Here is a 26,694-nt window from a genome sequence, read left to right as displayed (position 1 = left end):
AATGCTCTAATTTTTTATAATTATAAATATGACAACAAAAAAATAGACCAAGTGTATTTTGGTCTATTTTTAACTCATGGTCTTATCGACGACTTACTCGATGTCATAGACCCAATTTTTGGCTTGTTGGTCTGTTGTCGTTTCACACACGTAGTAGTCTTGATCCCACGAGTCTTGATGGAAAATTTCCATTTTTCGATAGGTCACTTGTTTACCATTTTCCACACAGATAAAGCTATCGCCTTGGTCTTTGACTTGTGTCCCATTGAGGAAACCACCTATACAGAGAAATCGGGATTGTTTAGCCATTTGTGTACTTCAACTTTTTAAATCATTTAACAATTCGTGGATTAAACGATTTATTAGATGGACTGTAAAGTGGAACAAACAATATCTATAAAAAGAAATATCAATCTATCAAAGTGAATATTCAACTGAAAGATTGAAGTCATAAGCAATACACAAATGACCTCATGTTGTAATATCAAGAGATGCCTATTTCATTTAATCAACAAACTGTGCAGGACTTAAAGAATTAGTTTCAATAAATTGAGTGTACCTCTTCAGTTTCTCAAGAGTACTTTCGATATCTATTAATTCTGAACTTTCATCTCTAATAAGATACTTAGTTGTTAAAATCGTCATTGTTTCACCTTTACCAAATCGGGTTGGTTTTTCAAAACTTAAACCATCCTCCTTAGCTTTAGCTAAATAATGCTTGTAACAAATATTTCTAAATTTTTTGTCATTTTCTTCTTTGTTACTATTAATTTTTAACACTAGATCTTCTTCTTGAATTTGCAAATACTGTGTACAAAATTCATTTTTTTGAAATGCCCACCAATACCCCATGAACCCACCATTTTGATTAGGAACATATCCCCAATTACCTCGATTCAACTCTTTTTGCAAATACTTGAAAAATCCGATCCAATTTTTATGATTCCATTTCTCTTTATGAACAAATGCGTTAACTTCATTTTCAATTGAATTTATATAGTCTTTAAAATCATTAAAAATATCACTGAGCACATTCTCATAAATATTTAAAACTGAAATTAATTTATCTCTAGAAAAAATCTTAAACCCATCGTCTATTTCTTTTTTATAATTAGATTGATCGTGTGTTTTAAAAAATATAGCTAAAACATTTTCCTCACCTACCTCTGAGGCAATAATATTTCGATATCTAGTTAGCTGATCTCCATGTGATTGGGTTCCAGTTTTATCTTCAATAATAATAGAAAAATTGTTTATTTTAAGTAAGATATCAATATTTTTGTATTGTTTGGAAAGACTGAACTGTTCAATTTTTTCAGGTATTTTTTTATTTTCCAATTTAAAAAATTCTGATATTAAACTCAAAGCACAATTTTTTAAAGCTTGATTTACATTCTCATATTTAGGATTTGCATGATCTAATAGCCAAAAAATAAAAGCATCTTGCGATAATTCTTTTGTAGCATATTTAAAAATATTTGGTTTATCCATTTTATAATCCAAAAAATAAGGGCTGATAAATCAGCCCTTATTTTTAACTCATTTAAACTTAATTATCAATCAATTAAGTCAATTGAGCAGCAGCAATTTTCTTGGTATCAACATTCGCAGCAGCGTCAGTATAGTCGCCCATTTTGTCGAAGCTTAAGTATTGGTAGATGTCAGCAGACATGCTATCAATTTGAGCTGCATACTGTTGATATTCTTCTGGAGTTGGTAATTTACCAAGTACAGCAGCAACAGAAGCAAGTTCAGCAGAAGCTAAGTAAACGTTCGCACCTTGACCTAAACGGTTCGGGAAGTTACGAGTAGAAGTCGATACACAAGTAGTGTTCGGAGCTACACGTGCTTGGTTACCCATACATAATGAACAACCTGGCATTTCAGTACGTGCGCCAGCTTTACCATAAGTATTGTAGAAACCTTCTTCCATCAATTGACGTTCGTCCATACGCGTAGGTGGAGCAATCCACAAACGAGTTGAAAGTACGCCACCAGGAACTTTCTCAAGCAACTTACCAGTTGCGCGGAAGTGACCGATGTTTGTCATACATGAACCAACGAATACTTCGTCAATTTTCACGCCTTGAACATCAGAAAGCAATTTCGCATCATCTGGGTCATTCGGGCAGCAAAGAACTGGTTCAGTAATTGTCGCAAGGTCAATTTCATACACTTTCGTGTATTCAGCATCAGCATCAGCTTTAAGAAGTGATGGGTTCGCTAACCATTTTTCCATGTTCTCAACACGACGAGCCATAGTACGCGCATCGCCATAACCTTCAGAAATCATCCACTTCAACATTGTGATGTTTGATTTGAGGTATTCAGCAACTTTCTCTTCAGAAAGCGTAATAGAACAACCCGCAGCAGAACGTTCAGCAGATGCATCAGAAAGTTCGAATGCTTGCTCAACAGTAAGGTCTGTTTCCATTTCTGTTAAGTCGATCTCAAGGATACGACCAGAGAAGATGTTTTTCTTACCTTTCTTCTCTACAGTTAAGTCACCTTGCTGAATCGCAACGTAAGGAATTGCATGTACAAGGTCACGTAGTGTGATACCAGGTTGCATTTTACCTTTGAACTTAACAAGTACAGATTCAGGCATGTCTAATGGCATAACACCAGTCGCAGCAGCGAAGGCTACAAGACCAGAACCTGCTGGGAATGAAATACCAATTGGGAAACGCGTATGTGAGTCACCACCAGTACCAACTGTATCTGGAAGAAGCATACGGTTTAACCAAGAGTGAATAATACCGTCACCTGGACGTAAAGACACACCGCCACGGTTCATGATGAAATCAGGAAGCGAGTGTTGCATTTGAACGTCAACTGGTTTTGGATACGCAGCTGTGTGACAGAAAGATTGCATAACAAGGTCAGCAGAGAAACCTAGGCAAGCCAAGTCTTTCAATTCGTCACGCGTCATTGGACCAGTGGTATCTTGCGAACCAACAGTCGTCATTTTAGGTTCACAGTAAGTACCTGGAAGTACGCCTTGACCTTCAGGAAGACCACATGCGCGACCAACCATTTTCTGTGCTTGAGTAAAACCTTTGCCAGTAGCAGCAGGTTGAACTGGAGCACGGAATAAAGTCGATGGAGCAAGACCAAGAGCTTCACGCGCTTTAGTCGTCAAACCACGACCAACGATTAAGTTGATACGACCACCCGCACGTACTTCGTCTAGAAGCACTGGAGTTTTAAGTTCAGCTTCAGCAATGACTGCGCCGTCTTTAGTTGCAGTAACTTTTGCAGCAGCATGATCAATGTTAAGAACGATTTCATCGCCCATGTTCATGTTTGCAACATCAATCTCGATTGGCAACGCGCCAGCATCTTCCATTGTGTTGAAGAAAATCGGAGCAATTTTAGAACCTAAGCAGTAACCACCGTCTTTTTTGTTCGGGATGTGAGCAATTTCGTCACCGAAGAACCAAAGTACAGAGTTAGTTGCTGATTTACGGCTTGAACCTGTACCAACAACGTCACCTACGTAAGCAACTTGGTTGCCTTTCGCGATTAAGTCTTTGATTTGGTTTAATGGACCAACTTCACCAGGAACTTCTGGGTTGATACCGTCACGTACGTTTTTCAACATTGCATTTGCGTGCAATGGAATGTCTGGACGGCTCCATGCGTCTTGTGCAGGTGACAAGTCATCAGTGTTGGTTTCGCCAGTTACTTTGAAAACAGTCAGTTTGATTTCAGTTGGAACATCTTTACGGCTAGTGAACCATTCAGCATCAGCCCAAGATTGCATAACCGCTTGTGCATTCGCGTTACCCGCTTTTGCTTTATCTGCAACGTCATGGAACGCATCAAATACAAGAAGCGTTTTCTTCAATGCTTCAGCCGCTAATTCAGCAAGTGCAGCATCATCAAGAAGAGCAACTAAAGGAGCAACGTTATAACCACCAAGCATAGTGCCTAGTAAGTAAACCGCACGTTCTTTAGAAACTAATGGTGAAGTCGCCTCGCCTTTAGCCAAAGCAGCTAAGAATGCAGCTTTAACATATGCAGCTTGGTCAACACCCGCTGGAACACGGTTTTCTAGTAAATCAACTAAAAATGCTTCTTCGCCAGCTGGTGGGTTTTTTAATAATTCAACTAATGCAGCTGTTTGAGCATCGTCAAGTGGCTTCGGTGGGACTCCGAGTGCGGCACGTTCTGCAACGTGTTGGCGGTAAGCTTCTAGCACGGTGTTATTCCTCTTTTTTAAAAAATTATTTACGTATTCCTGCTTTAAATAAAGCTACGTAAATAATATGGACTGCTTAATTTTACTAAAATTCCAGTTAAAAGTTAATGCGCTACAAGTGTTTCTTCGTGATGCCCATTATTTTCTAACTAAATGATGTTCATATCGATTGGACATAAAAACAGCAATATAGTCAGATCGTTTGGAATTGTTTCACATTAACTTTGAACTGCCATTTAAAAACAAAAAAGGCAACCTATGTTGCCTCTTTTTACGCAATATCAATATTCAACCTTAGTGTACTGTTGTGGCTTGAATATATTGTTTGAAACTTTCACGACAGCCTTCAAATTTCATCTGAATTTCATCCTCATGCAAATTTTGATGTGCAGAGCTTGCAAAAGAAATTTGTACTGAAATTCGTGTAGGTTCATGGTCAAGTGCGTGTTTGAAGTATACATGGTCACCCAAGCTAAGGACATAATGACCACCGCCAATTACGGCCACACCATTTTCATCTTCCAAGAGTAAATCAGCGTGATTTAAATAGCCAACAACTTCCATTTTCTGCTCCTCTCATTTTTTATTCTATGTTCATTATTCTTTATTTTTATATGCTTTGCTATATATATGATTTAGAGTTTTGTCACAAAAAGTTCCATCCAAAAAATAAAAAAACCGTTCCTTAGAACGGTTTGTAATCTGGCATTTCGGTATGCGGTGTTGCAATACATTTTTCAGTATATTTCACACGAATTTTTTCACGCGCACCTTCAATATCGGATTTAATTTCAGCCTCAGGTAAAGCATAAACATCTTCAATAATTTCTAACGCAAATGCCTTGGTCATTTCGTCTTCAACTTTATTGGCATGCTCAATCGCTTTCTCTTTTTCAATGGCATTTTGGCGGTCTAACATAATTGAACGTGCCGCATTACCAATACTTTTACAATAGCCATGCCATTGCTCTTCTGGTGTTAGCGGTTTTTTTTCAGCACAACCCACCAGTGCAATCACAGCAGCCAAAGCGAATAACTTTTTCATTACAACTCTCCTATTCGCCCTATCATAATCAAACTTTTTCAAATGAAGAACCATTACCCACTTTAAATAGAATAAAAGCCCAAATTCGGGCTTTTATTCTTAGAAAAATTAACCGCAGCTTGCTTGAACCACTTTATTGGTTTTCGGATCGACTGTTACTGTCACACGGTCTTCGCGATAATCCATAGTCACAGGCTGCCCTGGTTGTACTAAGCGGACCATCTTCGCACTGGTTTTTTGCTTAATCTGTGCTTCAGTTAAATTTGACTGACCAATCAAGGATGTTGCTTGCTCAGCAACACATTTGCTTTGACTAGCACGGAAAAGTGCCCATTCTTCAATGATTTGACCATTCGGTAAATGGCAATAGCCTACTTCACCATTGGCCTCTTTTCGAATCTCTAATTTACCACCCTGTTCAACACAGTACGTACTGGCAGGATTAGCCATCCCCAAAGTTGGCTTTTCAGTTTCATTCTTTTGCACAGTACTACAACCCGAAATAGCAGCAACCATTAATCCAAGCATTAAGATTTTTTTCATAAAAAATATTTCTTTAAATAAAAGATCAACATAGCAAATATATTTTTAAAAAACTGTGCGAGTTTTGCAAAATTTAAGATTGCATAAAAAAGCCCATCACTTGACGGGCTTTTTTATATTGAAAAGCTGTATTTTTACGTCATTTTTAATTGACTGAGTGAATATCAAGCTCTTCATTTTTCGCTAAAACTACAGATGCTAAAATTGGAGTACCTAAAATAAACGGCATGGCAAAGATCCAAAAGACCACGGTATAGTGCGGATCAAAGAAGAACCGAATAGCAAGCGCCACTAAAATTAAAACTGAAAATAAAATCGCTGCAAAGCGTATTACAAAATTGATCGGCATAAGGATCATCACTCTAAATTTAGCAAGTCCATTTACTATACACCTACTTTCATTATGGTTTAATTGATTTTAAGTATCTAGTGTCTGTTATTCATAGGTTTTCTTCATCTATCAAATAAAGAGTTTTATCAAATGGCAGATTAAGCTTTTTTTAACCCCTAAAAATAAAGCCTACATGATGGAGGCTTTATTTAGCAGGAGGCTGGCTTTAGAACTTCCAGTTATAAAAGACGTCGATGGCACGCTCTAATGACTGACTCGCCTCTAAGTACATACGTTTGTTCATTTGATAACGCAGAGTCAGTTTATTGACTGGTGTAAAGACACCCACACCATAACGAATATATAAGTCAGGTGTAATATACCCCGTCAGACTGACTTGTGTGTCATCCCCTGTACCTTGCGCATCCAACGCCAAACCACTTAAGCCAAAAGTACGTCCAATTTGGTTCGTAAAAGCGCGTGTACCGCCTAAACCTAAACTGATCCCTGCGGCAGCAATGGTGTTGTTGACATCTGACTTAAAGCCTTCCGTTTGACTTAAACCCGTTGTACCTTCGTTAATACGACCTGTAATTAATGCATTCAAAGCCTCTTGCTCAGAAAGCCCTGCATCGTTATAGACTTGAATATTGGGTGATGTTGCTGTACCCGTTACACGGAAACCCACCGTACTGCCTTGTACATTTTTATTTGCATCAACATCCAGTGTTGGGTTGCTCAACACACCGTTAAAACGTGCAATGGCACGGTTTAAATCCAAACTCTGTCCATAAGCTTCAATTTTAACTTTCTGACTTACCCCAATTGCACCATTGGCACGCATTGCGGTTTCAGCACCACGCTGCGATAGATATAAACGCCCTAACAATGGAATACGGCTATTAAACCCTTGGAAGAAAACTTGATTACCTAATCCGACCATCACATCGGCACGAATATCCCAAGGTTTTGCGCTATTTAAAATCGCTAATTGGTTTTGACCTTCTCTGACCACGCGTACATCAGATGATACATTCACCACAGGTACAGATGCTTCAGGCATCGAAATCAAGGCACGAGGAACTTGAATTTCACCGTTTAAGGTCAACTTCTTACTCAATGGTAAAACATCCAGTGTGATTTTTGGTGTCACTAGCGCGGTAATTAATGGTGCTTGGCGAATCAGTAAATTTTCTCCATTCAACTGAAGCTGAATGCGTGGATCATTTTTCCAATCTACTACCCCTGTAAGTGTGCCTACACCACGACCACTGTTAAAAGCACCATTAATGGTGGCTTGGTCTTGGCGTATAGCGGAATACAACTGAATATTGGTCAAATTGACTGGCAGTGAGATCATACTAATTGAACCGTCTTTCAGACGAACATCGCCTGTAAGTAGTGGTGCTTTTAGCGTTCCATTAATTTTACCTGCATATGAAAGTGTTCCGCCCATCGAACGTACATCAGCAATGAACGGTTTAAAGACTTTGAGTTGCACCTGATCAAATGCAATTTCACCACGCATAGGCATGTTGTCTCGATACGGATCAATAACGACATTGGCATAGCCCACGCCAATTTCAGGCGTTTTGACATCCAAACGAATTTGTAACCCTTCTGCGATGCTTTTGGCAACCAAAGCCACTTGTTCGTATTTTAAGGTTGAACCCATGTCTTGTGGGTCATCAGCCGCCAAGCCAATCACACCATTTCGAGTAACTAAACGTGCATCAATTTTCGGTTTAGACCCTTGTGCCCAAACCGCTTTAGCATGACCATTTAACTTACCTGTAATTGCTAACCCTTCAGGCATAAAGGCAGCAAAGTCGTTTAGGTCGAGGTTTTGAGTCAAGAATGAAATATTGCCACGTGTTTTACTGACTCGAATCGGCTGGTCAAAACACAACTGACTTTGTTGACTCATCCAACAATGCGCACCAATCAACAAATCTGCTTTGGCACTGTTATAGACCACGGCTGCACTTTGGCGCTGTACCAACCGTGCACGCAAAGAGTCAAAATCACCTTTTTGGATCTGGCCTAACCAATCATTTTGCGCATTAAAACCACCTGCCAATTGCACATAAAATTTCGACTTTTCGTTTTGTGCAGAAACTTTTAATAAATGGGCTTTACGAATACCTGCCAGTGAAATTTCACCTTGTTGAATTTCACGATTACCACTTCTTAAGCTTTCCATTTTTGCAGTCAATAATGACGGCGTTGTTTCCGATGTCGGCAATTGCCCGACAATGCGTAATTTACGCATATCAATCAGATCTTTAAAGCCAAAATTATCCACTGCTAAGTTTGCGGTAGCCCTTAAACGCGGTTGAGATTGGATATTTAAATAGCCGTAAGCACGGCCACGTAAGCCCGCATAAATTTCATACAGTGCAGGCGCATTAATATTCAGTTTTAGGTTTTGTGCATTACCCGTTGCTTGCACTTGGTTTTTGGCATAAGCCAACAGTAGGTTATTCGCTTCAAACTGTTGCGGTAAAAAGCCCTTTTCACTGGAGTTGAGCACCAAAGCTAAATTACCTGTACCACGGACTGGCTTATTGTTCAGTGTACCCGCTAGGTTTAAGCTTTCAATGTTAATGCGTTTTAAAGCATCCGACCATGTGCCTTTGGTTTTCACTACACCAGACAATTCGCCTTTAACACTAGATGCAAAATATTGTGGTTTAAAACGAATGAATGCTGCATTCACATCCCAAGTGATACCGTGAATAAAATGTACCAAACCACTGGCATTAATTTGACCTGCCACACCATTGTGTTTCAGCTCAGTTACTTTAATAAACTCAGGCGTTCCTGAAAGTTTTAGGTTTAACGCACCCTGACTGGCTTCAAACTGGCTGGCTTTTAAAGCGCCATCGTAGTTCACTGCATAGCCTTTGAAAGCACCACCAGCTTTTTCATCATTAAACAGGAGTGCCGCGGTTGACTGACCAGTTAAGTGAACCGTTTCATTATTGCCCACCAGTTTTCCAGTCAGATCAATGCCCTGTAGCTGAATGATTTGCTGATTCGGTTTGGCATAGCCACTTGCTTGGAGCTTTCCATTCAATAGATTAACTGGTGAAGCTTCGGCAACCATTTGCGGGTTAAAATCTTTCGCATTTAAAGCGGCTTTCCACTTCAGTTGACGTTTCTCATCTGGCAGCTCAACCACAGCATTACCACTTAAGCTTCCCTTACCTGCTACATAACTAAAACTCGGCACATTTAAATTATTATTTTTAAAATTTAACTGTGCGAGGTAATTACCCGCAGGTAAAGTTGCGTTTTCGTGTTTACTCACAACAGTAGCAACATGAATATCTTGCTGACCTTCAACCAACGCCAGTTTTACATCCCCTGAAGCACTACTTAACCAACCGATATAAGGCATGGCGCGGTCAATATTTTTCCAAGAGACATCCATCAACATTGGCTGGACTTTGTTATTTTTCTCTGGGTTTTGGTCTAGTGCGAGATGCCATGCTTCATAACGATCAAAGTCTAAATTTGCGGTTAAGTATAAGCCTTTTTCAAGCGTGCCTTTAGATGCAATTTTTGCATCCAAACTTGGCGGTAGAAAGTCAGAAACCACTTGTGGCAGTACATCATCTTTAGGATTGATTTTATCTAAACGACCTTGTACATCCCATGTGACATGATCTTCCCAACTCACCACACCACCCAGATTGACCGAACCTTTCATTAACTGAGCATTTAGGTTATCAATATCAAGTTGATGAACCAAATCGGTATGCATCAAAGCAGTATATTGACCTTTTGGAATATCTTTACCACTCAGATCTGTATTTAAGTCAATATTTAAACGTTCGATATCACCTGAAAATTTAGCAACGCCTTTTTCAGCATAGAGTTTGTAATCGGTCAGGAGTGGTAAGTTGTAATGATTAAATTTAAGCTGACCTTGCATCGGTACATGCTTACGTACAGGGTGCAAAATGGCCCAACCTGTCAACAGGTCAGGCGTCCGCGTTGCAAAACCCGCTTGGATGGTGTCCAGTGTTCCTGTTGCATGTACAACAATATCATGCACATTTAAACTATCACGCAGTGCCGGTAGGTTGGCTATAGCAGTCGCCTCAAGTGGATATTTCCCTGAGAATTTCATTTTCCCAGTTGCATTACGAACTGCTAAATAGCCCATGTCCATACGAGAGTCTTCAAACTCAAGTTCTGTCCCCGACCAGAGGGCATTATTTAAATGCACATCATAAAAATCTACTTGGGCATCGGATGCGGTACGGATATTTAAATGATCAACATCTGCTGTATCTAAACGTAAAACAAAGGGTAATTTAATTTCGCTGAACTTAAAGGGTTCATCACTCGGTTCACCTTTGGTAATGATGCGCAAATTGCGCACATCAGCTTCACGTAGATGAATCTCTTTATCTAAGATGGCGCGCCAGCCTAAAACCACATCGGCACGGTCAATTTTGACATCAACAGGTTTTAAGGTGACCACCACATTTTTAAGGATAATGCCTTTCCACAGATTACCGCCTTCATATTCATATTGGATAATCTGCTGGCGTTGTAAAACTTGGTCAAGTAAGAACTTACTGCCTTTATCGGTAGAAAACATGACTGCAAGCGATATCACCAACAAGATGAGCGTCAACAACAGCGTCAAAAGGACACTTCTAAAAATACGTCGCTGTTTGGCAAGCGGCGTAGGTGGTGTTGGTTCTTGCTGCTGTTCTACTTCAGCCATAGTCTTCCCAAAAAGTGTTAAATTTTATAATAATGAGCCAATAAAGAAATGCACACGTATCGGATGACTATCATCAGAAATTCCTGAAGCTACATCTATACGAATCGGGCCTATCGGCGATGCCCAGCGCACACCAAGACCGACACTGTATTCGGTGTCATTGCTAAAATCTGTATCATAAGCATTACCAAAGTCGCTGAATACTGCCGCACGCCAGCCTTCTTTAAATTGGTAATTGTATTCCATGGAGCCAACAGCCAAGGCCTGACCACCCACTTTAAAACCATCGACCACAGGTGACAAACTCTTGTAGTCAAAACCACGAATGCCTTGGTCTCCACCCGTGAAATAACGTAAGTTATAAGGAACTTTATTAAAGTCTTCAGTAAAGATATAACCGAGATCACCACGTCCGACAAACTGATGGTTGTCATTTTCACCCAATGAATAGATAAAGCGCCAACCCGCATTTACGATGGCCATATCTGCATCTGAAAGTAGGCTTTCGCTTCCAAGTTCAATTTTATAAGTTTGTTTAATTCCCTTACTTGGGTTTACACGTTTATCGCTATCGATTCTAGAAATTTCATAACCCAATAAAAGCGACTCTTGCTCAGGGTCATTATTTGCAATAAATGCATCCGGCAAATCATCTACATTCGCTGAACCCTTTTGCGTCAATCGATCTAAACGGTAACGTACACCATAAGTATGTTGCCAATTTCCCATTGGGTTTTTAATAACACGATCAGCCCCGGCAACAGCAGACTCCGTGAGTAAGTTTACGCCTTGTCCGATGTCATCTCGTTCTTCACGCTCATAGCCACCTACGAGACTGATATAATCATTTAGTGGATGCTTATAGGGAATATTATAGCGACCATCAATAGCCTGTCGAATTTCTGAAAGTTCTAAGTTGGCATCAAAAGAGTGACCACGTTGATTCACAATCGCACGGCGATACTGTGTACGTAAGCGTGCACCTGAGTCACTACCATAACCAGCACCGACTTCTACACTATTTAACTGGTCCGCGTTTAAAGTGACTTTGACAGGGATCACTTTTGTTTCTCGAGCTTCAAGTTTTAAACGTTCTTCTTCACTTTTTTTGGTTTCTTGTGCGCTGCGAAGCTCTAATTGTGCTTGATTTTGCTCGGCATCATTGACACCAGCAAACTGTGCTTCACTTACCACAGACTGCGTCACTTCACGGCTTGAAACAACTTCCTGTTTTTCTTGAACCAGAACATCCTGACGAGAAAGTTGTTGGTCATCGACCAACTGCTGTAAATCAGGGGGTAACTCACGAACCCTTTCTACAGGATCAGGTCGAACAGCATCTACCAAGCTGTAGTTAAAGTAACGTGAGTTGGTCAAATTATTAGCCAAACCATTAACACGCCAAAAAGTATAATCCGCCCCAGGCTCCCAAGTCACTAAACTTTGTAAAACATCTAAATCAATAGGCAGTGGTTTGCTTGGGTCGCTCATCACAAACTCAACACCGCCGAGTTTATAACGTTCACCTGTTTCATAACGTAAGTTAATGTCTGCCGTATTTTGCGGCTGTTCAACTTTCACATCATGTAAACGCCAGTAACTATCAAAGAAACCATTATTGCTAGCAGCTTCATTAATTCGTGCTTTGGTCGACTCATATAAACCATGGTGTAATACATCACCGACATCTTGCTCTGGTAAGACTTTAATCACTTGGAACTGCGGTAAGTACTGACCTGCACCACTAAACTCGATGTTTTGTTCTTCAATCCGCACAGGGTTATTCGGTACCACTTGAATGCGCACACGATTACTGCTGGTTTTTTCAAACTTAAACTCAGCATTATAAAACCCGACGGCTTGAGCAGCTTGGTTGGAAAGTGTCCGCAACTGTGGCAGTGCTGAAGGAAAGTCTTCAAAAGATTCTTCAGTAAAGCTCGAAACCTTGCCTTCAATATTTTCTTTTAAATTGACCAAAGCAGCCTGATACGCTTTATTGGATATCTCGCCTTCATATTTCGCATTGATGATTTCAACATCTGCATTGATTCGCGGCACTTTTGCAGTATCTAATGCTCTTGGTGGTCGAATTTTATAAAGCATGCGCTTAAAGAAATTGGGTTCTTTGGCAATTTGCTCTTCAGCACTCATGCCAAAATCTAAGGTATTCCCTTCAGTGTTGGCTTCTACTGAAATTTTACTGTCTGCTTGAATGCTTTGCATCAGTTGATCAACATTGACTGGAGCTTGATTAATTTCCGCCATTTCCTGTTGAGTTGCATCGCTTAGCACCAACTCTGTCGTTTGACCACTTCGGTAAGCTTGAGCTTCTGCTTTCGCTTGCTCAGCCACCTGATAAATATCATTGGCCATGCCTTGATCAACTTGTACAGTTGGCAAGTCCTCAAGATCATCAAACTCAATCGGTGCAAATTCAGGTAAATTTTTTAAAGCCGTCTGTTGCTGTTGCAACATTTGCATACTGTCTGGAACCGTGGGCTGAACTACAGAATTTTCAACTTTTTTTAATTCGTCCGCGCTACCCATACCTTGACGAATCGCTTCTTTTTTAATGTCTTCAGTGAATTCTGTAGAATTTTGTGGCTCGACTTGTACGTTACTTGGTTCAATCGCAACGGGGGTTTCAGCCAAAGCCGCTTGTGACAAAAGCGTTAAAAAGATACTCAGACACAAATATTTATTGTTATGATGCCACGGTATGAAAGAATTCATACTCAATGAAAGAGTCGACTTTTTAAATTGTGTTTTGGCAAGCATAGAAAACTCTAAATTTATTTAATCGTTATGGATTTGCTCTAATGAATTGTCACAAAAGAACTGAAATCTATTGATTATTTTACCCAATTTCAGGTTTTAAATATCTTACATGATTTTATTGAACGTTTGAGCAATTAGTCACATTTCTTAATAAAACTTAATACAGCGCAAAAAGCATGAAAAACAATGAACATCTATTAAGTACCCGTCGTTTTCTTCCCATGTTTATTACCCAATTTTTTGGTGCTTTAAACGACAATGTCTATAAACAAGCTTTGCTTTTAGTCATTACTTATGGATGGATTAATCAACAAGCTGCAGATGTAAGTACCTTAAATAATTTAGCCGCACTGTTATTTATTTTGCCTTACTTCATTTTTTCTGCAACCGCAGGACAAATTGCCGATAAGTTTGAGCGCTCACAACTTATTCGTGGCATCAAAGTTCTAGAAATTGTGATTATGCTCATCGGTTCCGCGGGTTTCTTGTTGGGCAATTTATGGCTACTGCTCTTGGCTCTATTTATGATGGGCACACACTCCACCTTCTTTGGCCCCATTAAATACGCCATTTTACCTGAGATTCTAAAACCGAATGAACTCATGTCAGGTAATGCACTATTTCAGTCGGGTACCTCCATTGCTATTTTAATCGGGATGATTTTGGGTGGCGCAGTCATTTCGGTTTCTCAAGGCAATCTTATTTGGATCAGCCTGACTGTCGTTATCATTGCCATTTTGGGTTATCTCTCCAGCCGATTTATCTTAAAACAGCAAGTCAGCTCACCCGACTTAAAAATTGATTGGAATTTCTTTAGAACCAGTTTTCAAACACTCAAATATGCCAAAAGCCTCCCCCTCATCTTTATGATTTTACTGGGGAATTCGTGGTATTGGTTTTACGGTGCAACCTATCTCACCCAAATTCCACAGCTGACTCAACAAAACTTACATGCATCAGAAAATGTCGTCAGTCTTTTACTCACGTTCTTTTCTGTCGGGATTGGGGTCGGCTCACTGCTATGTCGTAGAATTGGTGGCTCTGAAGTGAATATTAAAATGGTGCCAATCGGTGCGATTGGACTCACCCTATTTGCCTTTTACTTGGCTTTGAGTCTAGCTTTTGTACCTGAACGTACAGGCGCGATGATGAATGTTGCGGATATGTTTAACCACGGTGCAATTTACTACCATGTCATGCTTGCGGTGACCTTTCTCGGCATCAGTGGCGGTTTTTATATTGTGCCGCTATACGCCATGATGCAAGCCTATTCACCGCGTTCACACCGTGCACGTGTGGTTGCCGCAAACAATATATTAAATGCGGTGTTTATGGTGTCTTCTGCTATATTTTCGATTATCATTTTAAGTGTTTTGAAGATTGATATTAAAATACTTTTCAGCATTACTGCTGTATTAAGTGCGGGCTTTACGCTGTGGTTGTTATATCGACTCAAACCCATGCTAAAAACTGTACAACCTGAGTTAGAGGACTAAAGTTATGCGTCATTACACTGGCATCGATAAATTTATCAATTCTTTTGATCAAGCCCTGCGTAGCTTAGTTCCGGGCACAACGTCTGCTCAACGTGAAAACCCAGGCAAGGCGGTCGAAACCCGACTCGCCGTGAGTGAAGCGCGTCATGTTGCAGGTTTAATGCGGGTCAACCATAGTGGTGAAGTGTGCGCGCAAGCGCTTTATCATGGGCAAGCTTTAACAGCAAAACTGCCAAATGTACGCCGTGAAATGGAACAAGCTGCGATTGAAGAACAAGACCATCTTGCATGGTGTGAAGACCGCTTAAAAGAGCTAGACAGCCATACCAGTCTGCTCAATCCAATTTGGTACGGCTTATCCTTTGGTATGGGTGCAATTGCAGGCATTGCAGGTGATAAATATAGCTTAGGTTTTGTTGCAGAAACTGAACGCCAAGTGAGCCTACATTTACAGCATCACATCAGCCAACTCCCAGCTCAAGATGACCGTTCACGTAATATCCTTGTGCAAATGAATGAAGATGAATTACACCACCGTGATACAGCACTGAATGCTGGCGGTGTCGATTTACCGATTCCTGTCAAAATCACCATGACGGCTATTTCAAAACTCATGACCAAGACCAGTTATTTTATTTAAACAAACATGATGTAGCCCAATAAAAAAGCAGTGGAATAACCACTGCTTTTTTATTTACTCCAATTTGCTTATTCCGCTGCTATCGGCAGTAATAAGGTATTACCCGCTTGCTTTAAATTCGCCGTATATTTTGACGCCAGTGATGGGTTAGATGGATAGCTTTTCCCATTGTACTTCAGTATGACCTGTCCTAAACCACGGGTATAAACCGACAAATCACGCCAACCTTGGGTTTGGGTACTTAAGGCATAAATCGGTGTAGATGACACAGTCATTTTGCTATGCGGTTGAAAACTTCCATTTGCAAGACCTTTAAAGACCAACAACGTACAGCCACCTGAACCACACCACTCCATCCCACTTAACAACACCACGGCATCATCGATACCATCTTGATTTAAATCATATAGGCTAGTTTGATAATCCGATTGATCTTGGGTATAGGCATGAACAGCTAGTTTTAACCCTTGTTTTTCAGTCGTTTGAGATACACTCGTTATATCCATAGCAGGTGTCGCTGTCGTTTTGGACGGAGTTGAATGACAGCCCGCTAAAAACACTGCTAAAGAAAGAGCACTCAAAATTTGTATTTTCATGAAAATAGCTCTCTGCGAATTATATTTTATAAGTATGTTAAGCCAGTTCAAGTGTCAATCACACTTCGATATGTTACTTGGCTTCCAAGCAGCTCACCGTTGGAAATGCATGTGTTTGATGCTGAAATGCAGCATCCTTCCACACATCAAACATTGGAATTTTAACGTCTAAAGCTAAAGGTAATTTTTTGGGATTGAACTGCATATGTTCTAAGTCACTCCCCCATGCAATCAAATCGACATCTAGTGAAATCTGATGCGATGGGCGAATACGCCCAGATGTGGCTTCCATATTTTTCAGCAATACCGAAATATCGGCAACCGACAAAGACGATTTCAGCAAACAGGCTGCATTCCAATAATCTGCCCCAACCCCATCGCGGCATGGAATTAAATAAATATTCGAAAAATGTAGTTGCCCAATTTTAGCAAGTTGCTCAGAGGCATATAAAAAATGTTGCTTGGGATTATTATTACTCGCCAGAGCTAGGGCGAAAATTGTTTCGGTGGCGTTCAAGACGAATTCCTACAGAATTTGCTTGCGCGATAATGGCAGGCTTACGGATGGTAATATTAATCGATTCAATCGCATGAAAGGTAGAAAAAAGTGCGTTGATGACCAATTTTGCCGCATGTTCAATCAGCTCAGGCTTAGCATCTTGAATGACCTTTGCTGCAATTTCACAAATTTCAGCATAATTTAAGGTATGGTCTAAGTCATCTGAGTTTGAAGCTTGTTCCAAATCTGTTTGAATAATCATATCCAACATTAAAGGCTGAATAATCTGACGTTCCCAGTTAAAACAGCCAACCACTGTTTCAACTTTTAAGCCTTCAATGATAATTGCGTCCACATTATTACCTTTAACAGATTTTGACTTTTAATCCCTGCCTTGCGAAACCATGTTTCTCACCGCTTAAACAGGAAAGCGTTTTTCAGTCCCTCTTTTAAAAGAAGGACTGAAAGGTTTTTTTGGTGAGTGTGCTTCCAAAGAACTTAGTTTTTTAACAACACATTTGGATCCATAGTTTGCACCATTTGCAAACGCTGGTCAGCATAGATGTCGGTATACGGTGCAAGGATGCGCATGAAACGATCGAAATACAGCATCTGTTTAAATAACAGGGCAAAATCACGTGGGAAGCGAATACCGTGACGCTCACCTACTGCAACCATATCCATCATGATGTCATTCAAATCTGCTGGATTTGAACTCAGCAATTCTTGCGGATCTGCCAACAACACACCACTAAATAAACGCTCAAGATCTGCGGCCAACACCTGAGTATCAATCTGCACTGCGGTCATGCCCATTTTCAGCATGTTTTCCGCCATGAGTGCATAATCCGTTTTTTGTAAGGCATCCATAAAGGCGATACAAGCTGTCCATACTTCAGGTTTCAACTGTCCCACAATGCCGAAATCAATAAAACCCACACGACCATCATCAAGCAGCATTAGGTTTCCAGCATGTAAGTCAGCATGGAAGCTATTACACATCATTAGACTACCAAACCATGTATTCATGGCAGTTATCAGGACTTGTGAAGGATCTTTACAGCGCTTTTTAACCACTTCAAAATCAGTTAATGGCACGCCGTAAAGACGCTGCATGGTGAGCACACGGCGAGTCGAATATTGATGATAAACTTTAGGTGCCATCGCCTTATGGTTTTGCGTGATATTGAGATAGTTCACAAAGTCATCCAGATTACTGGCTTCTTCAATAAAATCGACTTCTCGAACCATGCGGGTTTTAATTTCTTCCACAATGTCTGCAAGCGATGCAAATTTGACTTTAGGCACTGCTTTTTCTAAAACCTTGGTTGCCCAGTGCAAAACATTTAAGTCGGTATAGAGAATGGTTTCTACACCCGGCTTTTGTACTTTAATCACTACATCTTCACCCGTCACCAGCTTTGCAGCATGGACTTGGGCAATAGACGCTGAAGCTAAAGGTGTTTCATCAATCGATGCAAAAATCTCAGACAGGTTTCGGCCTTCAAACTCAGACGCCAAAACCCCCTGTACATAACTAAACGGTAAAGATGGAGTTTGGTCTAAACAGCCCTGAAACTCTTCAACATATTCACGTGGAAAAAGTGAAGGTGTACTCGCAATAAACTGACCCAACTTGATATAGGTTGAGCCCAGAGACTCAAAGGTTTCACGCATCAATTTGGCATTACTTGGTTTTTCAGTGGCGTACTTAATACCCGCACGCGCTGCAATGACTGCTGTTTCCCCAACGCGGGCAACAGAACGCAGTCCATCTAAAAAGATATTGTTTTTCATAATATCGGTCAAAAATAAATTGTATTGAGTGTATCAAAGAATGAAAAAATTGTAGGCTTATCTTGCCTGACAAACGGGACAATCTGTATCTTTTTCGAAAGCAAGCAAACGTTGTTTCATACTTAAGCCATCCCAAAGTAACAAGCGTTGTTTGAGTGCAGTCACATTTAAACCCAAATATAAAAGTGTATGATGCGCTTGAAGACTGGCCATTACATTTGGGGTGGTAGCTAAAACGCCCGAATCTGCACAGCGTAGGCTTTCATTCGCATGTTCTTCTTTCGGGAACAGACATTCATAACAAGCAGACTCACCTTCCACCATAAACAGTTGCCCTTGAAAACCAATGGCAGATGCACTGATGAGTGGAACATTGCTCACTTTACACTGCTGATTGACCAAATACCGTGTCGTAAAATTATCACAACCATCAAGGACTAAGTCTTGACCTGCAATTAAACTGGCTGCATTGGCTGTATCAAGTTTTACAGTATGCGTATGGACTTGAATATAGGGATTGATCTGCTTTAAACGCTGGGCCAAAACCTCTGCTTTATAGAAACCGACATTGTTTTCTACATAGGCAATCTGTCTTTGTAGATTGCTTACTTCGATCGTATCTGCATCAATCAGAGTGATTTTCCCTACGCCAGCACGTGCCAGTAACTCCGCAGTCAAACAACCGATGCCTCCACAACCCACAATGAGGACGTTGGCCAACTTGAGTTTTTCTTGTGCCTCTATATCCCATCCGTCCAATAAAATTTGGCGGCTATAGAGATGCATTTCAGCATTACTGAGTTCTAGACTTTCATCTAACTCGTCCATGATTCAGCCTTTTGCTAAAGAAAATGTTGATGGCGAATTATACCCATGAAACCAAGGTTAGCTATGCACAAATTCAATAAATGCTATGTGCTTTAGATGACTCAACTTTATCATTTTTAAGTAATGGAGATTGAATCATACTAGTTGCCTATTTTAATTTACTTAGGCTATTTATATCTCTAGCTATATTTCGAGCGGTGTTCCACAAATCACATACCACTATAAACGGTTAAAAGAAAAAGCCAGTCTATTTAGAACTGACTGGCTTTTTCTTTAAGACCCTTTTATTTGTAAATTAAATGGCAGCTTGTAAAGTTTGCATCTTTGCCACTTCTTGCTGTTTCAGCAAATTACGTTGAATTTTTCCACTCGACGTTTTTGGCAAGCTTTCAACAAACTCAATTTCTTTCGGATACGCATGTTTAGATAAACGTGAACGCACATAGGCTTGGAGTTTGCTATCCAACTCTTTAGAGGCTTGGTACTGTGGCTTTAGTACCACAAAAGCTTTCACCACTTCAGTGCGCTCTGGATCAGGCTTACCAATCACAGCTGACTCGAGTACTTCCGCACACTCAAGTAAGGTACTTTCGACATCAAAAGGCCCGACTCGATAGCCTGACGTTGTAATGACATCGTCAGCACGACCTATAAAGTCGATACCTCCAATTTCATTCAGCTTGACCGTATCACCTGTTAAATAATACTGCCCCACAAAGGACTTACGATTATTGCCACCATAGCCCTTAAACCATGTCAGTGGTGACTGTCTAAAGTCTATCGCCAACGTTCCAATTTCGCCGTACTTCACTTCTTGGTGGTTCGCATCAAGTACAGCAAAGCGGTGTCCGGGGTTAGCAAAGCCTGCCGAGCCGACTTTTTTCTCATGCTCCAGTGCATGATGGTTGGCAATCACCATGCCCAACTCAGTTTGTCCATATTGGTCATAAATGTTGACATTCAGATCATTATTGAACCAATGAATCACTTCTGGGGTCAAAGGCTCACCCGCACTACTAACAGCACGTAGGTGGGTTTTAATGGAAGGATCAAACTTTTCTTTAAAACCAAAGAACATCCGAAAAGCTGTAGGCGAACCTGTTAAATTACTGATGCGATACTTTTTAATGACTTCAACCGCATGATCGACGCTAAATGCGCGCTCATCCATAATGATGCTATGCCCCAAGCTGAGCGGTCCTGTAATGCCATAGTACAACCCATAAGCCCAACCCGGATCAGCTAAATTCCAAAATGAATCGTCTTCTCTTAAATCGACTGCATGTTGCATATAGCCCTTAAAAGCCAAAACTGCTTTTAAAGGAACAGGCACGGATTTCGCCAAACCGGTGGTGCCTGAGGTAAACATCATCAGGAAATCATCATCAAAGCTACGTAAAACAGCTTCACATTGATCGGAATGTTGTTCTGCTTCCTGCCAAAAATCAGCTTCATTGCTAGTTAAGTTTGTTCCTGCATTCACAGTCAGGATATGTTTGACTTCAACATGATTTAGCTTTGGACGTTGCTCTGCATTGGTTACAATCAATTTGGTGTTTGCAGTTAACACTCGATGTTCAATCGCCTTCGACTCAAAAGCAGTAAACAAAGGCTGATAAATCGCACCGATCCGCCATGTGGCTAAAATCGTAATCAACAGCTCAGGCGTACGCGGTAACAGCCCTGCGATACAGTCACCCACTTGAATCCCACTACTTTTAAAATAATTTGCCAACTGAGCTGAGGCAACATCGAGCTGTTCAAAACTCCATTGCTCTGACTCGCCATTTTTTCCTTCCCAAATGAGTGCTGTTTTTTGCAGCCCGACATAGCGCTGACAGCACTCAATATAAGCATTCACTGCATTGGGTTGGCCTACCAGTTGTTCTTGAACCAGTTGATCATAGTTAAATTCTTGATGGGCTTGTTCTAATGTCTTCATCACGACAACCTCGCATTATCCATTTTTTAAGACCAAATCCACTTTGGCCGTCCATATTCTTTATCGTTTTAAGCATTGAACTGACCTCATTGTCAGTCCCATATTATTTGAAAACTTAGAGCGGTTCAGTTGCTCTATTTAATGACTGTACTTAACCGCTGTACCTAGATAACCATGTTTTAAATGCGCCTACAATTTCCAAATCCCTCAATGAAAATGCAGGCTTTGAACATCGACCAAGGTCTAAAACTAAGTCGACTTAAACCTTGGTGACTTCACGTGCAATGACAAGACGCTGGATATCAGACGCTCCTTCATAAATCTGGCTCACACGGACGTCCCGATAAATTCGTTCAACAGGAAAATCTGAAACATAGCCATAGCCACCATGAATTTGAATCGCATCAGAACAAACACGCTCCGCCATGGTTGAGGCAAACAGTTTGGCCATAGAGGCTTCTTTTAAACACGGCAATCCTGCATCCTTCAAAGTGGCTGCATGGAAAATTAACTGACGTGCAGCTTCAATTTGCGTCGCCATATCGGCTAAACGAAAAGCAACTGCCTGATGTTGTACAATTTCAACACCAAAGGCTTTACGGTCATTGGCATATTCAACCGCAGCATCTAAAGCGGCGCGAGCCATGCCCACTGATTGCGCAGCAATACCAATGCGTCCCGACTCCAAATTTGAAAGCGCAATTTTATAACCTTCGCCTTCAGCACCTAGCAAATGATCAGCAGGAATGCGGCAGTTCTCCAAAACAATGGTTGCCGTATCCGAACAGTGCTGCCCCATCTTTTCTTCTATACGAGAGACAATATAGCCTTCGGTATCGGTTGGGACTAAAAAGCAAGAAATGCCTTTCTTCCCCGCAGCTTTGTCTGTGACTGCGAAAACCAAAGCGACTTGAGCATGCTTACCTGTGGTAATGAATTGTTTAGTTCCATTCAGCACCCATTCATCGCCCTCACGAACGGCCTTGCATTCCAACGCTCCAGCATCTGAGCCTGCTTGTGGTTCAGTGAGACAAAAGCACCCTAACCACTCACCTGTGGCAAGCTTGCTTAAATATTTCTGCTTTTGCTCATCAGTTCCATAACGCTGGGTAATGCCACACGGCAGTGAGTTTTGCACACTGACAATGGTCGAAATAGCACCATCACCTGCTGCAATTTCCTCAAGTGCCACCACCAGTGAAATATAATCTAAGCCTGCACCACCCCACTCAGGTGAAACAGTTATACCCAAAGCACCTAACTCACCCAGCTCTTTAAGTTCTTGCGCAGGAAACTGTGCGGTTTTGTCACGTTCAGCTGCAGTTGGTTTCAGTTTTTCCTGCGAATAACTACGCAGCATATCCTGAACCATTTTTTGTTCTTCATTTAAAAGCATGGAGTATCCCTTCTCTATTCAGGTTATTAAATTTAATAAATATTTGATACACGGCGACCCATTCGCAACCTGAAAGCCTTTCAAAAGATAATGTTTCTGCGAGAAAGTAGTCTGTAAATTTAATAAAACAGGTTTTGCGAATGGAGATGGTTTTGCCTACTTTTCCCGAAAGAAAAGTAGGTCGAACCGAAGGTTATAAGAAGCCCTTACTTATCGAAGCAAAGACTCCGTCATAAACTCAAAGATCACAAGTCAAAATAGATTATTTAGGCTGCATACGAATCGCGCCATCTAAACGAATCACTTCACCATTCAAATAGCTATTTTCAAAAATATGCCCCACAAGCTGAGCAAACTCTTGAGGTTTTGCCAACCGCTTCGGAAATGGCACCATTTCACCCAACGCATCTTGTACATTTTGCGGCATCGCCTTCAACATTGGCGTTTCCATAATGCCTGGAGCAATGGTCATCACTCGAATTTTCTCACGTGCTAGTTCACGTGCCAGCGGTAAAGTCATTGAAACCACAGCGCCCTTAGAGGCTGCATAAGCGGTCTGGCCAATTTGTCCGTCATAGGCTGCAACCGAAGCTGTATTCACAATCACTCCGCGTTCTTCTTCACCGGCTTGAGGTTCATATTTCGCGATTAACTGCGCAGCAAAACGCAGCATATTAAAAGTACCTGAGACATTGATGTTTAATACTTTTTGGAATAACGCCAGCTCATGAATACCATCACGACCCAACACTTTGGCTGAAGGCGCTACACCTGCGCAGTTCACCAAACCATTCAATTGCCCATATTCAGCCTCGACTTCTTGGAAGAAACTTTGCACAGCGTGCTCATCAGTAACATCGAGGCTTTTAAACTGAGCATTTTCACCCAACTCACGCTGTAGCTCTTCACCTAAAGCTTGGTTCATATCCACCAAAATGACTTTCGCACCTTGTTCAATCAAATGACGTGCTGTTGCTGCACCTAAACCCGATGCTCCACCCGTGACGACAAAAACCTTCCCTTGAATCTTCATTTATTTTTCCTTGTATGATTGAATGCTACGACTTAAGAAGAAATGTAAACACAGAAGCACTTGAGTACAATTTCCAAATATTGCATCTTCCATGATGGTTTTGGACAATGCTCAAAATGCACAATAAAAATATGGAAGCCACTATGACTGCATCGGAACATGCAAACGCCCAGAAAGATTCCATTTCAATTGCTTTGGTACACGAAGCATTGTTTGAAGCTGAAAAGCAGGGATATGCAGTTGCTGATATTTTGAAAAATGCAGGCATCAATAGCGAATTGTTAAGTGCGACAAAAGCACGAGTCTCAGTCAATCAATATGCACAGCTCTGGACTGAACTGGCCAATGTGATGAATGATGAGTTCTTTGGGATGGATCGCCATGCTATGCGCCGTGGCAGTTTTCAGTTTTTATCTAAATCACTATTACACACCACCCAGTTGGACCAAGCCATTCAGCATATTTTGCAGTTTATGAATCTGGTACTAGACGACTTTAGCAGTCAACTCATGGTGCAAGAGCATTATGCCTATATTGTGATTTATGAACGACAACAGCCCAAGCGTATGTTTAGTTACGCAACTTACATCATGCTGATTCATGCCCTAATGTGTTGGCTAGTGGGTCAACGGGTGATTTTGAATCAAATTCAACTCAAATGTGATGCACCTACAGATGACATCGACTACAAAGTTCGTTTTTGTGAAAATATCCAGTATCAAATGGCTGAAAACTATATTCAGTTCGATGCCAATTATTTAAAAATGCCCATAAAACAGTACAGTAAATCGTGGTATCAATTTATTCAGCAAACCCCACATATTTTACTGACCCGTTATAAAAACCCACATTCAACCAGTGCCCAAATTCGTCGCTATTTAATGCAAGACCCCCCGATACAGTGGCTTGAACTGTCTGAAATTGCCCATCATTTCAATATGTCTGAGGCAACTATTCAGCGTCGACTGAAAAGTGAGGGTTTCAGTTATCAACAGCTCAAAAATGATATACGCCGTGATATGGCGATTGAGCTGCTCAGTAACAGCCAAGTATCATTACAAGACATTAGCACTGAACTCAATTTTCATGATCCGAGTGCTTTTCATCGTGCTTTTAAAAAGTGGACTGGGGTCAGCCCTGGCGCTTATCGTCAAAATAAGGATACTTAACTTCAGTCGATTGGTATAAGCAACTACGAAACGCTCTTGCTCTTTCTACATAACAAATAACCGACCCATAAAATTCTCTCGTTAAAGTAAAACCTTATCATTCTATTGTTCTAGCTTTGGTTTTGATTTTCCAAATAAAATGTCAACAGGGCTTATAAATTAAATTGATTTTTTGATGCTCATTCATCGGAAAATCAGGGCGCTGTCGCACTTTGTCACTGACTTAAAAAAATTACCTGCCATAGTGATCTCGTCATATTGTTTTACACAATATTGAATAAAAACATCATGGAGGGAACACATGAGCACCCAATTAAATAAAAACTTAATGAAAAATATCGGATGGTTATTATTATTGCTGTGCAGTCAGCCAGTGATAGCCGACTCATACGTTTATGTGACCAATACCACCCCTGAAACAGTCTCCGTTAATGTTAACCATCACGGTACACGCACCTTAACGCAAGGGAGTCAATGGGCCCAAGAAGCCACCCAAATTGCACCTTATGAAACCAAACGTGTACTGCGTTTTAACCGTTATACAGGGGTAAAGTCAGGTCAGACTTATAATTTTGATACCGTGATTACAGGCGGTGGTTCAAGCGTCACCCTGAAGCAATCCATGACCGGCACTTGGTCTGGCAGTGATATTAAACACTCTGCATCTGGCAGTGATTTTTCTGCACCATGGTTTAACGACCGTAACATTCAGCGCTTCAACACCAATTATGCAGGAAAAACGGCACAGACTGCGTTTAAAGCTGAGTACACTGGTGGTTATGACGACTTCCACTACACTATCCATCAAAATACCGTGCCAGAACCCGTCGCCAGCAGTGCTGATGAGTTTAAAGTTTTAACCTACAATATTTATGCGCTTCCTTTAGTAGGAAGTAAAATTGATTCGCGTTTAGAGCAACTGCCGCAAAACCTAAAAGGCTACGACGCGATCTTATTCCAAGAAACCTTTGCTTCTGGTCGTACCGCCATGTTGGCCAAATTAGCGCAGGAATATCCGTACCAAACCTATATTCCAATCGGTTCAGGTTTCAATATCTATGACAGCGGCATATTGGTTGCAAGTCGCCATCCAATTGTAAAAACGGATCATTTTATTTACCCGAGCTGTACAGGGATTGACTGTTTTGCCGATAAAGGCGTGATTTATGCTGAAATTCTCAAGAATGGCAAAGCCTATCATGTGACCTCCACACATACCGCATCGTTTGATACCGACGCGGCACGTGATATGCGCCAGCAACAATTTAAGCAAATCCGCGCTTTGGTCGATAAGCAAAATATTCCATCATTTGATGCAGTGCTCATGGGCGGTGACTTTAATGTCAACAAACTCCTGTGGCCGCAAGATTATGCGCAAATGCAAATTAACTTGAATTGTACAGTACCAGTCAGCACAGGATATACCGCATCGACCTTCGATCCACGAGTGAATAAACTCGCAGGTGCAGGACTCACGGGTGGCTCTACCGTAGAGTATTTAGACTACGTGGTGTCATCCAATAACCACCGTCAGCCTATGCAAGCACGTAATGATGTCCGCATTCTTCGCTCGGCTGCCGACCCTGTATTTATGACTTGGGACTTATCTGACCACTTCCCAGTAATGGGTCAATTCCAATACAACCCATAAGG

21 protein-coding genes are annotated in these 26,694 nt (G+C 41.0%); 4 read left to right on the top strand and 17 right to left on the bottom strand.

Annotated elements, in window-relative coordinates:
* Positions 1-93: 93 nt before the first annotated feature.
* The 9 genes from AC5EUN_RS05600 to AC5EUN_RS05560 form a co-directional block, all read right to left on the bottom strand.
* Positions 94-309, bottom strand: coding sequence for a hypothetical protein (locus AC5EUN_RS05600; RefSeq protein ID WP_094148168.1), 216 nt, complete (start codon positions 307-309; stop codon positions 94-96).
* A 195-nt stretch (positions 310-504) separates the two neighbouring features.
* On the bottom strand, positions 505-1,491 hold the full coding sequence (locus AC5EUN_RS05595; protein WP_094148167.1) for a PD-(D/E)XK nuclease family protein: 987 nt from the start codon (positions 1,489-1,491) through the stop codon (positions 505-507).
* 73 nt (positions 1,492-1,564) lie between these two features.
* Positions 1,565-4,204 (bottom strand): bifunctional aconitate hydratase 2/2-methylisocitrate dehydratase, encoded by a 2,640-nt coding sequence (locus AC5EUN_RS05590; RefSeq protein WP_094148166.1) that lies wholly within the window; start codon positions 4,202-4,204, stop codon positions 1,565-1,567.
* A gap of 294 nt (positions 4,205-4,498) precedes the next feature.
* Entirely contained in the window at positions 4,499-4,768 is a 270-nt protein-coding gene (locus AC5EUN_RS05585; RefSeq protein ID WP_004696516.1) for a hypothetical protein, read from the bottom strand.
* Positions 4,769-4,889: 121 nt separating this feature from the next.
* Complete coding sequence (locus AC5EUN_RS05580) at positions 4,890-5,249, bottom strand: hypothetical protein (protein WP_094148165.1); 360 nt, start codon at positions 5,247-5,249, stop codon at positions 4,890-4,892.
* 108 nt (positions 5,250-5,357) lie between these two features.
* A complete protein-coding gene (locus AC5EUN_RS05575) occupies positions 5,358-5,792 on the bottom strand; it encodes an I78 family peptidase inhibitor (protein WP_094148164.1) in 435 nt (144 codons plus the stop codon).
* Positions 5,793-5,937: 145 nt separating this feature from the next.
* Positions 5,938-6,141 (bottom strand): hypothetical protein, encoded by a 204-nt coding sequence (locus AC5EUN_RS05570; protein WP_094148163.1) that lies wholly within the window; start codon positions 6,139-6,141, stop codon positions 5,938-5,940.
* Between the two features lie 208 nt (positions 6,142-6,349).
* Positions 6,350-10,867: a translocation/assembly module TamB domain-containing protein gene (locus tag AC5EUN_RS05565; RefSeq protein WP_493352188.1), complete on the bottom strand. Its 4,518-nt coding sequence runs from the start codon at positions 10,865-10,867 to the stop codon at positions 6,350-6,352.
* A 24-nt stretch (positions 10,868-10,891) separates the two neighbouring features.
* The gene (locus tag AC5EUN_RS05560; protein ID WP_094148161.1) at positions 10,892-13,645 is read right to left on the bottom strand and encodes an autotransporter assembly complex protein TamA; all 2,754 of its coding nucleotides are present in this window, start codon (positions 13,643-13,645) and stop codon (positions 10,892-10,894) included.
* 176 nt (positions 13,646-13,821) lie between these two features.
* Between AC5EUN_RS05560 and AC5EUN_RS05555 the strand changes: the two genes are divergently transcribed.
* The gene (locus AC5EUN_RS05555; RefSeq protein ID WP_493352187.1) at positions 13,822-15,141 is read left to right on the top strand and encodes an MFS transporter; all 1,320 of its coding nucleotides are present in this window, start codon (positions 13,822-13,824) and stop codon (positions 15,139-15,141) included.
* Positions 15,142-15,145: 4 nt separating this feature from the next.
* Entirely contained in the window at positions 15,146-15,781 is a 636-nt protein-coding gene (gene coq7 / locus AC5EUN_RS05550) for a 2-polyprenyl-3-methyl-6-methoxy-1,4-benzoquinone monooxygenase (RefSeq protein ID WP_094148159.1), read from the top strand.
* A 68-nt stretch (positions 15,782-15,849) separates the two neighbouring features.
* Here the strand turns inward: coq7 and AC5EUN_RS05545 are convergent, their stop codons facing one another.
* The 8 genes from AC5EUN_RS05545 to AC5EUN_RS05510 all read right to left on the bottom strand — a co-directional run bounded on the left by AC5EUN_RS05545 (position 15,850) and on the right by AC5EUN_RS05510 (position 23,872).
* Positions 15,850-16,377, bottom strand: coding sequence for a COG3650 family protein (locus tag AC5EUN_RS05545; protein WP_224217060.1), 528 nt, complete (start codon positions 16,375-16,377; stop codon positions 15,850-15,852).
* A 73-nt stretch (positions 16,378-16,450) separates the two neighbouring features.
* Entirely contained in the window at positions 16,451-16,894 is a 444-nt protein-coding gene (locus AC5EUN_RS05540; RefSeq protein ID WP_062033036.1) for a 2-amino-4-hydroxy-6-hydroxymethyldihydropteridine diphosphokinase, read from the bottom strand.
* Positions 16,851-17,231 carry a dihydroneopterin aldolase gene (folB, locus tag AC5EUN_RS05535; RefSeq protein ID WP_005400706.1) on the bottom strand — a complete coding sequence of 127 codons (381 nt, stop codon included), beginning with the start codon at positions 17,229-17,231 and terminating at the stop codon, positions 16,851-16,853. The genes AC5EUN_RS05540 and folB overlap by 44 nt, the downstream gene beginning before the upstream one ends.
* Positions 17,232-17,374: 143 nt before the next feature.
* Positions 17,375-18,673: an ABC1 kinase family protein gene (locus AC5EUN_RS05530; RefSeq protein ID WP_005400705.1), complete on the bottom strand. Its 1,299-nt coding sequence runs from the start codon at positions 18,671-18,673 to the stop codon at positions 17,375-17,377.
* A 57-nt stretch (positions 18,674-18,730) separates the two neighbouring features.
* Entirely contained in the window at positions 18,731-19,501 is a 771-nt protein-coding gene (locus tag AC5EUN_RS05525; RefSeq protein WP_010327017.1) for a HesA/MoeB/ThiF family protein, read from the bottom strand.
* 295 nt (positions 19,502-19,796) lie between these two features.
* Positions 19,797-21,443 (bottom strand): AMP-binding protein, encoded by a 1,647-nt coding sequence (locus AC5EUN_RS05520; RefSeq protein WP_010327018.1) that lies wholly within the window; start codon positions 21,441-21,443, stop codon positions 19,797-19,799.
* Between the two features lie 259 nt (positions 21,444-21,702).
* Complete coding sequence (locus AC5EUN_RS05515) at positions 21,703-22,839, bottom strand: acyl-CoA dehydrogenase family protein (protein WP_010327019.1); 1,137 nt, start codon at positions 22,837-22,839, stop codon at positions 21,703-21,705.
* A 262-nt stretch (positions 22,840-23,101) separates the two neighbouring features.
* Complete coding sequence (locus tag AC5EUN_RS05510; protein WP_010327020.1) at positions 23,102-23,872, bottom strand: 3-hydroxyacyl-CoA dehydrogenase; 771 nt, start codon at positions 23,870-23,872, stop codon at positions 23,102-23,104.
* 143 nt (positions 23,873-24,015) lie between these two features.
* Here AC5EUN_RS05510 and AC5EUN_RS05505 point away from each other — a divergent pair, with 143 nt between their 5' ends.
* The gene (locus tag AC5EUN_RS05505) at positions 24,016-25,041 is read left to right on the top strand and encodes an AraC family transcriptional regulator (RefSeq protein ID WP_029575051.1); all 1,026 of its coding nucleotides are present in this window, start codon (positions 24,016-24,018) and stop codon (positions 25,039-25,041) included.
* 328 nt (positions 25,042-25,369) lie between these two features.
* On the top strand, positions 25,370-26,692 hold the full coding sequence (locus AC5EUN_RS05500; protein WP_228127606.1) for a sphingomyelin phosphodiesterase: 1,323 nt from the start codon (positions 25,370-25,372) through the stop codon (positions 26,690-26,692).
* The last annotated feature ends 2 nt before the right edge of the window (positions 26,693-26,694 follow it).

This window comes from Acinetobacter sp. CAU_H_S170_2 (assembly GCF_058890445.1).
This window is presented reverse-complemented; position numbering and strand designations above follow the sequence as displayed.

Excerpts from the sequence above, each read along its gene's own strand:
- coq7 (WP_094148159.1), top strand. The coding sequence starts at position 15,146 with ATGCGTCATTACACTGGCATCGATAAATTTATCAATTCTTTTGATCAA.
- AC5EUN_RS05570 (WP_094148163.1), bottom strand. The coding sequence starts at position 6,141 with ATGCCGATCAATTTTGTAATACGCTTTGCAGCGATTTTATTTTCAGTT.
- AC5EUN_RS05510 (WP_010327020.1), bottom strand. The coding sequence starts at position 23,872 with ATGAAGATTCAAGGGAAGGTTTTTGTCGTCACGGGTGGAGCATCGGGT.
- AC5EUN_RS05575 (WP_094148164.1), bottom strand. The coding sequence starts at position 5,792 with ATGAAAAAAATCTTAATGCTTGGATTAATGGTTGCTGCTATTTCGGGT.
- AC5EUN_RS05580 (WP_094148165.1), bottom strand. The coding sequence starts at position 5,249 with ATGAAAAAGTTATTCGCTTTGGCTGCTGTGATTGCACTGGTGGGTTGT.
- AC5EUN_RS05545 (WP_224217060.1), bottom strand. The coding sequence starts at position 16,377 with ATGAAAATACAAATTTTGAGTGCTCTTTCTTTAGCAGTGTTTTTAGCG.
- AC5EUN_RS05560 (WP_094148161.1), bottom strand. The coding sequence starts at position 13,645 with ATGCTTGCCAAAACACAATTTAAAAAGTCGACTCTTTCATTGAGTATG.
- AC5EUN_RS05500 (WP_228127606.1), top strand. The coding sequence starts at position 25,370 with ATGAAAAATATCGGATGGTTATTATTATTGCTGTGCAGTCAGCCAGTG.
- AC5EUN_RS05520 (WP_010327018.1), bottom strand. The coding sequence starts at position 21,443 with ATGAAGACATTAGAACAAGCCCATCAAGAATTTAACTATGATCAACTG.
- AC5EUN_RS05555 (WP_493352187.1), top strand. The coding sequence starts at position 13,822 with ATGAAAAACAATGAACATCTATTAAGTACCCGTCGTTTTCTTCCCATG.
- AC5EUN_RS05585 (WP_004696516.1), bottom strand. The coding sequence starts at position 4,768 with ATGGAAGTTGTTGGCTATTTAAATCACGCTGATTTACTCTTGGAAGAT.
- AC5EUN_RS05600 (WP_094148168.1), bottom strand. The coding sequence starts at position 309 with ATGGCTAAACAATCCCGATTTCTCTGTATAGGTGGTTTCCTCAATGGG.
- AC5EUN_RS05595 (WP_094148167.1), bottom strand. The coding sequence starts at position 1,491 with ATGGATAAACCAAATATTTTTAAATATGCTACAAAAGAATTATCGCAA.
- AC5EUN_RS05530 (WP_005400705.1), bottom strand. The coding sequence starts at position 18,673 with ATGAAAAACAATATCTTTTTAGATGGACTGCGTTCTGTTGCCCGCGTT.
- AC5EUN_RS05515 (WP_010327019.1), bottom strand. The coding sequence starts at position 22,839 with ATGCTTTTAAATGAAGAACAAAAAATGGTTCAGGATATGCTGCGTAGT.
- AC5EUN_RS05525 (WP_010327017.1), bottom strand. The coding sequence starts at position 19,501 with ATGGACGAGTTAGATGAAAGTCTAGAACTCAGTAATGCTGAAATGCAT.
- AC5EUN_RS05565 (WP_493352188.1), bottom strand. The coding sequence starts at position 10,867 with ATGGCTGAAGTAGAACAGCAGCAAGAACCAACACCACCTACGCCGCTT.
- AC5EUN_RS05505 (WP_029575051.1), top strand. The coding sequence starts at position 24,016 with ATGACTGCATCGGAACATGCAAACGCCCAGAAAGATTCCATTTCAATT.